Origin of the sequence: Streptomyces sp. NPDC005899 (assembly GCF_040629645.1) — a bacterium.
Lineage (GTDB): Bacteria > Actinomycetota > Actinomycetes > Streptomycetales > Streptomycetaceae > Streptomyces.
Genome location: NZ_JBEXWB010000299.1, coordinates 1 through 8,009 on the forward strand (window position 1 = coordinate 1; position 8,009 = coordinate 8,009).

Annotated in this window: 5 protein-coding genes and 1 pseudogene; 1 reads left to right on the forward strand and 5 read right to left on the reverse strand. The window is 72.9% G+C overall.

Annotated elements, in window-relative coordinates:
* The 3 genes and pseudogenes from ABZ371_RS25615 to ABZ371_RS25625 form a co-directional block, all read right to left on the reverse strand.
* Positions 1-89, reverse strand: a pseudogene (locus ABZ371_RS25615) (alpha/beta hydrolase); the annotation flags it as partial.
* Between the two features lie 301 nt (positions 90-390).
* Positions 391-1,770, reverse strand: a complete 1,380-nt coding sequence (locus tag ABZ371_RS25620; RefSeq protein WP_358683720.1) for a cellulase family glycosylhydrolase — start codon at positions 1,768-1,770, stop codon at positions 391-393.
* A gap of 189 nt (positions 1,771-1,959) precedes the next feature.
* A complete protein-coding gene (locus tag ABZ371_RS25625) occupies positions 1,960-2,766 on the reverse strand; it encodes an alpha/beta hydrolase (protein ID WP_358683722.1) in 807 nt (268 codons plus the stop codon).
* A gap of 145 nt (positions 2,767-2,911) precedes the next feature.
* Here ABZ371_RS25625 and ABZ371_RS25630 point away from each other — a divergent pair, with 145 nt between their 5' ends.
* Positions 2,912-4,060 (forward strand): pentapeptide repeat-containing protein, encoded by a 1,149-nt coding sequence (locus ABZ371_RS25630; protein ID WP_358683724.1) that lies wholly within the window; start codon positions 2,912-2,914, stop codon positions 4,058-4,060.
* A gap of 112 nt (positions 4,061-4,172) precedes the next feature.
* Here ABZ371_RS25630 and ABZ371_RS25635 read toward each other — a convergent pair whose 3' ends face one another.
* Together ABZ371_RS25635 and ABZ371_RS25640 are read right to left on the reverse strand one after the other, a co-directional pair.
* The gene (locus tag ABZ371_RS25635) at positions 4,173-6,176 is read right to left on the reverse strand and encodes an NAD-binding lipoprotein (RefSeq protein WP_358683726.1); all 2,004 of its coding nucleotides are present in this window, start codon (positions 6,174-6,176) and stop codon (positions 4,173-4,175) included.
* Positions 6,177-6,377: 201 nt separating this feature from the next.
* On the reverse strand, positions 6,378-8,009 hold a 1,632-nt coding region (locus ABZ371_RS25640; protein ID WP_358683728.1), incomplete at its 5' end, for a thioester reductase domain-containing protein.

An 8,009-nucleotide genomic window follows, 5' to 3' on the forward strand; every position in this document is an offset into this window, starting at 1 on the left:
TGGTCACAACCGAAACCGTGAGCCAGCACCACCGCCCGCCCCCGCGGGTTCCCGGTGACCGTGACGTTGTTCCTGCGCTCGATATCCATACCCCCCACTCTCTCAAACCCGGGCCACTCGACCAGCACACCCCCGGATCCCCTCATGGTCCGCCCCTCGCCTTCACGCACCGCACCCGGCGGCACGGCACCCCGCCACCGCCCCGCCGCAGGAGCGAGCCGTGGCGCCGGTGTCACCCCTGGGCACTCCGCGCGGACGGGGGCCGCGGCAGCCCGGCTCCGGGCGGGGTGGCGAGCGAGCGGCCAGGTCGGCGCGCGTACCGCGGGGCCCCGCACCGACGCGTGTGACGGGGCTCCGGACAGTCCGGAGCCCCGTCGGACGTGCTGTGGGTCAGCTGGTGGGGAAGTTGTCCGGGGTGCTGATCCGGCTCTTGATCAGGGCGCCGGACTCGGTCAGCACGCCGCTGCCGCTGTAGTCACTGCCGCCGCAGGTCCCGGGACGGAGCGCCGCGCTGCCTTCGGGCGCGTCGGAGAAGGTCCAGTTCGCGTAGCTGATGTCCAGCTGGTCGAGCAGGTCCAGCCAGGCCGTGGTGCTGGACCGGTCCACCGCACCTCCTCCGGTGGCGCTGACGGTGCCGAACTCGGTGACGAACAGCGGCAGTCTCGAAGCCGCCCGGCTCACCGCGGCACGGTAGTTGTCCTTGTGGCTGGCCGCGTAGAAGTGGAACGTGTACATGATGTTGGTGGCGTTCACGGGATTGCTGATGATCTCGCTCTCGCTGGAGCCGTCCGAGACCCCGAGGGAGGACCAGCCGCGGGTGCCCACGATGATGACGGCGTCCGGGTCGGCCGCCCTGATCACCGGGATGACCTGCTCGGCGTAGCTCTTGATGGCGGACCAGCTGACCCCGTTGGGCTCGTTGGCGATCTCGTAGATGACGTTCTTCTTGCCGGCGTTGCGAGCGGCGACGGAGGCGAAGAACGTCTTCGCGCGGGCGAGGTTGTAGTTGGGGTCACCGGGGGTCAGGGTGTGGAAGTCGATCAGGGCGTACATGTCCCGGGCCTCCGCCATGTCCACGAGGCTGTTCACGCGGCTCGTGAAGCCGGCCGGGTCGGTCTCGTACCCGTCCTCCTGCACGTACATGGCGATGCGCAGCAGGTCCGACTTCCAGTCGTTCGCCAGCGCGTCGAGCGAGGCGGCGTTGTGGCACTGGGAGAACCACTGGAGTCCGTGTGTGCTCATACCGCGCAGCTGTACGGGCTTGTCGTACTGGTTGCACAGATGCACACCGCAGACGTGGAGCTGCCCGTTGGTGCCCACGGGTGTGCCGCTGTCGTCCGGCGGCGTGGTGGGGCCGCCGCCGTCGACGGAACCCGTGCAGGCGACGCCGTTGAGGGTGAAGGCGGTGGGCTTCGGGTTGGCGCCCGTGAGGGAGCCGACGAAGCCCGCTTCGGCGGTCGCGCCGGTGCCGAGTGCGCTGTTCCAGCCGGCGCCGGCCACGGTGACCGTGGAACCGGACTGCGACCACGTGGCGCTCCAGCCCTGGACGACCCGCTGTCCTCCGTCCGGCATCGTGAACTTCAGCGTCCATCCGCTGACGGGGTCGCCCAGGTTGGTGACCTTGACCCCGGCCTGGAAGCCGCCCTGCCACTGGTTGGTGACCGTGTAGTCGACCTTGCAGCCGGAGGCGGCGGACGCCACGGGGCTGAACAGTGCGGTGAGTCCGAGCACCGTTGCGAAGGTGGCCAGTAAAGCCATGAGACGTCTCAACGCGTCCTCCAGATGCGAAGCGAAGCGGAATCGTGCGGGAGCGAGGCCGAGCGGGAGTGGGAGCGCTCCCAGAGGCTTCGGGCCGAGACGGTACACCGCGCGCCGGGACGCGTACAGAGATTGAACAGCAACAGCTGTCGACGGACCGTTTCGACGTCGAGACTTGCAGTGAGGGCGCGACCCGCCGTCTCAGGCGGCGGCTCCTCCCACCCCTCCTGGCCCGGCACGCCGGACGGGGAGCATCGTCTCCACCGCCTCCTGTGCGAGGTGCTCGGTGATCAACTGCCGCACCACGGCCGGCTTCTCCAGCGGGAGCAGATGGGAGGCGCCGGGCACGACGGCCAGCCGGGAGTCCGGGATTCCGTCGTAGAGGGCGGTCGTGTGCTCCAGCGTCATCATGTCGTCGTCGCCGACCATGACGAGGACGGGCGCCTCGACACGCGCCAGGTCCTCGCCGGTGAGCGTCGGCTGGGTGCGCCACATGTCGAGCACCTTCGCAGCCACCACCGGCCAGTGGCCGGCGCCGTCCGGCGCGACGGCTTCGTACAGCTCCCGGAAGAACGCGAGCTCGGTGCCGTCCGGTGTCATCGCGTCGAGCATCGCGGGTTCGACGAAACACTCGGCGGACGGCCGGAAGTTGGCTCCGACGACCACCACGGCGCGCACCAGGTCCGGCCGGGCGAGGGCGGCGAGCAGCGCGACGACTCCCCCGTCGCTCCATCCCACCAGATGCGCCGACTCCTCCACGACCGTCTCCAGGAACGCCACGGTGTCGTCAGCCATGTCCTGGTAGGAGAGCGGCCCCGGGACGTCGGGGGTGTGTCCGTGCGCACGCCGTTCGGGCAGGAGCACACGGTGTCCGGCGGACAGCCCGGCCCGCAGCTCACCCCAGGTGTCGTTGGTGCAGAAGCCACCGTGCAGCAGGACCAGCGGGTCACCGGCTCCCTCGGTCTCGTACCACGTCCGTACACCCGCGAGGTCGACGTACTCGCCCATTGCACCAGGCCTTCCCGGAGCGGGGTCCTTCCCGGCCAGTCTGCGCCGCGACACGGACGCCCGCCATGCGGGGCGGGGCCCGCCCGGGACGGCGGCCACCGGGCGGTTGATCGCGGCCGAGACGGGGCCGTAGGCTCCCATGCCCATGGAGACGGGGGATCGGGACCGCAGACCGTGGCACGCCCGGTTGGTCAGGCATCGCGCGATCGCGCCCCTGCTGGCCGGGGCCGTGGGGGCGGCCGTACTCGGCGCGGTCCTCGTCCTCCTGCCGGGCGGGGTGGTCGACCGGGACCTCGCCGGGGCGAGCGTCGCGGCGCAGGACCGGCTGAAAGCCGTGAACGACGTCCGCACGACACTGTTGCAGGCCATGGGCGGCATGGTCCTCGTCTTCGGCGCGTACGCGACCTGGCGGCAACTCGGCGTCAGCCAGGCCGGGTTACGCGCGACGCAGGAGGGCTACGTCACCGACCGGTTCAGCAGGGCCGTCGACCAGCTCGGCAGCGACAAGCTGGAGACGCGCATCGGCGGGCTGCACGCGCTGTGGCGGATAGCGGAGCACTCGGCCCGCGACCGTGAGGCCGTCGTCTCGATCCAGGCCGCCTACCTGCGTACCCACCTGCCCTGGCCGGCGGCCCAGGAGGCGGACGTGCCCATCAACGACCTCGCTCCGCTCGAGGTGCGTGCCGCCGACGCGCAGGTGACCCTGACCGGGCTCGGCGTGCTGCTGCTGCACCCCCGGGAGCAGACCTGGGTCAATCTCGGCGTCACGGACCTCCGGCGTGCCGACTGCGACGGGCTGTGGCTGCACGACGTGAACCTCGACCGGTCCTGCATGGAGGCGGCGGGCCTCTACCACGCGAACCTGACGCAAGCCTCCCTGGTTTCGGTCAATCTGCGGCACGCCGACCTCAAGACGGCCGTACTCCGCCGGGCCCGCTGTGTGCGCGCCGACCTGCGGGGCGCGCGGCTGGTCCAGACGGATCTGCGGGACGCGGACTTCACCGAGGCCGATCTGCGCGAGGCGAATCTACGCAAGGCCGACGCGGGTGGTGCCGTCTTTCGCGGGGCGGACCTGCGGCTGGCGGACCTGCGTGGCTGTGACCTGCGTACGGCCGACCTCCTGCGGGCACGGCTGACCGGGGCGCTGGCGAGCGCGCACACCCGCTGGCCGGCCGGCTTCGACCACGCGGCCTCCGGCGTCGTGCTCACCCAGGACCCGGGCCCGGAGCCTCCGCCACTGCTCCAGCCCTCCGGGATAACGACGCAGCATCCGCCTCTGCGGTCCATGCCGTGACCCGGAGCCGGACGGGGCCGGAGTGCTCCGCGTAGGGCCCGTGGCGGGTCGACCAGGCCGGCCGGGTCACGGATGGTCGGCTCGTGGACGGCCGGTTCATGGCCGGTCGGCTTCAGTGGCCGGCGATCACGATGACGTCGTCGTCCGCACGCCAGAGGCGGACGTCGGACTTCGGGGGGTTGATCCGCATCCCGTGGTCGGGCCCGACCGCCGCACGCTCGCGGACCCGGTAGCCGATGGCGCACTCCCCTCGGCGTGACGCGGACTCGACGACGGTGGCGAAGTCGGTGCGGCGCCCTTCCCGGACGTAGTCACCCGCCGGCCTGAGGTGGATCCCGCAGCCCCCCGGAGCGAGCAGCACCTCGAATACGTGCGCGAGACGCCAGTTCTGGGAGATCTGGGCCATCAGGAGACCGATCAGCTTGCCGCTCACGACGAAGTCGGCACCCGGACCGACCGGGGCGATCGCCCTGTTGCGGTCGTCCGTCATCTCGGTGACCACGGGGATCGGTCTTCCCGTCTCCCGTTCGAGGGCACGCAGGAGCAGCAGTGTGACGAGCGCCCTGTCGTCCGGGGCCCCGCCGCCGGCGGCCCGGTCGGGTCCCAGCACGATGATCCCGTCGTAGCCGGAGGCGTCCAGGCCGTTCACCGTCTCGGGCAGGGTGGGGTCTCCCCGGTGGAAGACGACGTCCAGGCCCGGGGTCCCGACGGCCGCCTCCCCCACCGCGGCGGCGGTCGTCCGCCCTCCGTCGGCGACGACGTGGAGCACGGAGCCCGGCGTGGCGTGGCCGGACAGGTGGTCGACGATGCGTGGTGCCCGGCGGTTCCACCCCAGCAGGAGGAGTCGCTCGGGGCGGGCCGGCGTCGGTTCGCCGGACACGATGACCGCTTCGTCGAACCCCGCGGGGCCGTCGGCCGGTACCGCGGTGTCGTCGTCCCGCGCGATGACGACGAGCCGGTCCCCCGGGTGGACCACCGAGTCGGGTGCGGGGTTCAGCCGCACGGTGCCGTCGGCACGGACGACGCCGACCACGCTGGCGGTCGGATAGGCGCGTAGTACCTGGCCGAAGGCGCGGCCGGCCTGTTCCGGTGCGTCGATGACGTAGAACTCGTCCCCGGCGAAGTCGAACAGTTCCTGGTAGACGAGCGAGAGGCCGGGCTGCCGGACGCACTGGGCCACGAGGCGGGCGGTGATGTCGTCGACCTCGAGGACGACCGCGTCCGGTCCGGCCGCGAGGCGGGCGGCGAGCCGGTAGCGGTCGTCGCGGACCACGGCCACGATCCGTACCCGGCACTCGTCGCCTACCGCGGCCCTCAGGGACAGCAGGCTCTTGACGATCTCCGCGTCCTCGTCCGCTCCGTCCCGCGGAAGCACCAGGACGGCGTCGGCCGAGCCGGGACTCACGCGCGCGAGCGCGACGGGATCGGCGGGCCGCCCGTTGCGGCAGATGATCCGGGTGCGGCCCGTGCGGCCCACCTCCGCGTCCAGCTCCTCCTCCATCTCCGTCTTGTCCCTGTCGGCCAGTACCGCGATAGCGCTCCGGCGCTGGTTGGCGTTGGCCGTGACGAGCTCGGTGACCACCGTGTGGATCTGGGCGGACCAGCCGAGCACGACGGTGTGCCCCTCCTCCAGCACCGTGGAGTGGCCCAGGCGCAGGGCGACGAGCTTCTCGGTGATGGCGGCCGTGATGAGACTGACGAGGGTCGAGACGTAGAAGAGGGCCACGAGAGCGAGCAGAACGGTCAGGGCGATGCGCAGCGGCGAGCCGACCTCGCCGCCCAGTCTCAAGGTCTGGCCGACCGTCCGCCACACCGCCGCGATCTTCGAGCGGAGGGAATGGGGCGCCCGGTCGTCCGTCCAGACCAGGACCGCGCTCACCGGGACGACGACGGCGAGGCAGGCGACCGCGAGCCAGCCGATCAGGGCCGCCACACCGCCCGTCAGCGTGTTGTCGAACCAGTACCGCACCCGTTGGCCCGCCGGTGCCCGGCGGGCCGTCTCCACCCCCGGGGGCCTCCCCGGGTCCCCGGGAGGATCCTGGTGCTGCCGCTGCTTCCCCACCCGGGCGCTGCCGGCGCGGGAGCGCCGGGACGTACCGCCACTTGTCTTCTGCACAGCAGCAGCGTGGAGAGTCACCGCGTGCGGCGTGGGCACATCCGGCCGGGGTTCATCCTTTCGAGATCAACAGGCGAGTGGTGCGGCCCGGTCGGGCGCCCGGCGGCGGCCCGGCCACCCTCAGCACGTCCGGCGGTGGCCGGTGGATGTTCCGCCGGCCACCGACACGCCGTCAGGGCAGGGCGCCCGCGCGTGGCCTGGTCACCTGGTGGCCCGTACCAGCCGCGGGGCGGGCAGGAAGCCGGTCCCGTGGAAGTAGGTCAGGTAGCGGGTCAGGACGTCGTCCGTCAGGGGCGGCAGGTGGACACCCAGCGCCTGGGCCGCCTCGGCCGTCCGGCTGGAGTCGAACACCCGGTGCTCCGCCGCCTCCTCCCGGGTCCGCCCCTCACCGCCCAGGAACAGCTGGGCGGCGTTGTCGTGCTGGGCGGCGACGCGGGCCCGCCAGTCCTCCGCGGGCACGGGACGCAGCTTATGGCCCAGGCGGGCGGCCGCCTCGAAGACGCGGTCCAGGCCGGGTGCGTCCGGGTTGGTGAGGTGATAGGTCTCCGTGCCGGTGGCCGTGGACGTCGCCAGGGCGACCACCGCGGCGCTGACGTACTCCACGGGCACCCAGTCGGTCGTGCCGTGCGGCAGGTCCGGCACCGCTTCCGCCTGGAGGCACCCCTTGATGAGCTGCCACAGCAGGTCGCGTTCCTGGCAGGCCCCGGTGGCGGTGTCACCGCTGATGCGGCCGGGGCGGTAGACGGTGACGGGCAGGCCGCGCTCGCGTGCCTGGCCGACGAGCTGCTCGGCGGCCCACTTGCTCCGCGCGTATCCGTCCGGAAGGGCGGACGGCGGTCCGGCCGGGGTCGATTCCGTGACGGCGGCGCCGTGCGGGCCGGGCACCGGGGCGTAGACGCTCGTGGTCGAGATGTGGTGCATCCCGGGTGAGCCGGAGTCGGCGAGCAGGCGCAGCAGCTCCTCCGTGCCCGCCACGTTGGGAGCGCGCAGGTCGCCGTACGTGGCGGCGAAGTTGACGCGTGCGCCGTTGTGGACGACGGGGCCGAGGCGCCGGGCCAGGGCGGCCCGGGCCTCGGGTGCCAGACCGAGGCCGGCCGCGGCGAGATCCCCGGGGACGGGACGGATCAGGTCGGCGTACCGGGGGCGCCACAGGCCGTAGCGCTCCAGGTTGGCCCGCAGCCGGTGTGCGGCCCGCCGTTCGTCTTCGGCCCGTACGAGGCAGTCGACCGGGCCGCCGGTGGTCTCGATGAGGTCGCGCAGGAGGAAGGCGCCGAGGAAACCGGAAGCGCCGGTGAGCAGGGGGCGGGGGGAGGGACGGGAGGATCCGCGGGCGGGGGCGGGCACCGGGGCCCCGGCGGGCCGGCGCGTGATGTCCGGCGCCAGGCGTTCGGCGGTGAGGCCGGCGGCCGCGGAGTCCCCCTGGTCCTGCGGCGCCTCGTCGTCCAGGAGACGGGCGACGCCCTCGGCGGTGGGGGCGGCGAACAATGCCCGCAGGGACGGTCGCCGACCGCACCGTTCCTCGATACGCCGGGCGAGGGTGACGGCGAGGAGGGAGTGGCCGCCCAGGGTGAAGAAGTCGTCCGCGACCCCCACGTCGGGCACGCCGAGCGTCTCCGCGAAGACCTCGCACAGGACGCGCTCGCGGGCGGTACGCGGTGCCCTGCCCGCCCCCGGCGCGGCCGGGCCGGGGGCGGGCAGGGCACGCCGGTCGGTCTTGCCGTTGGGGGTGAGGGGCAGGGCGTCGAGCCGGACGTGGGCGGCGGGGACCATGTGGTCGGGCTGGGTGGCGGCGAGGTGGGCGCGCACCACGCCGTCGTCCGGGCCGGCCGTGCC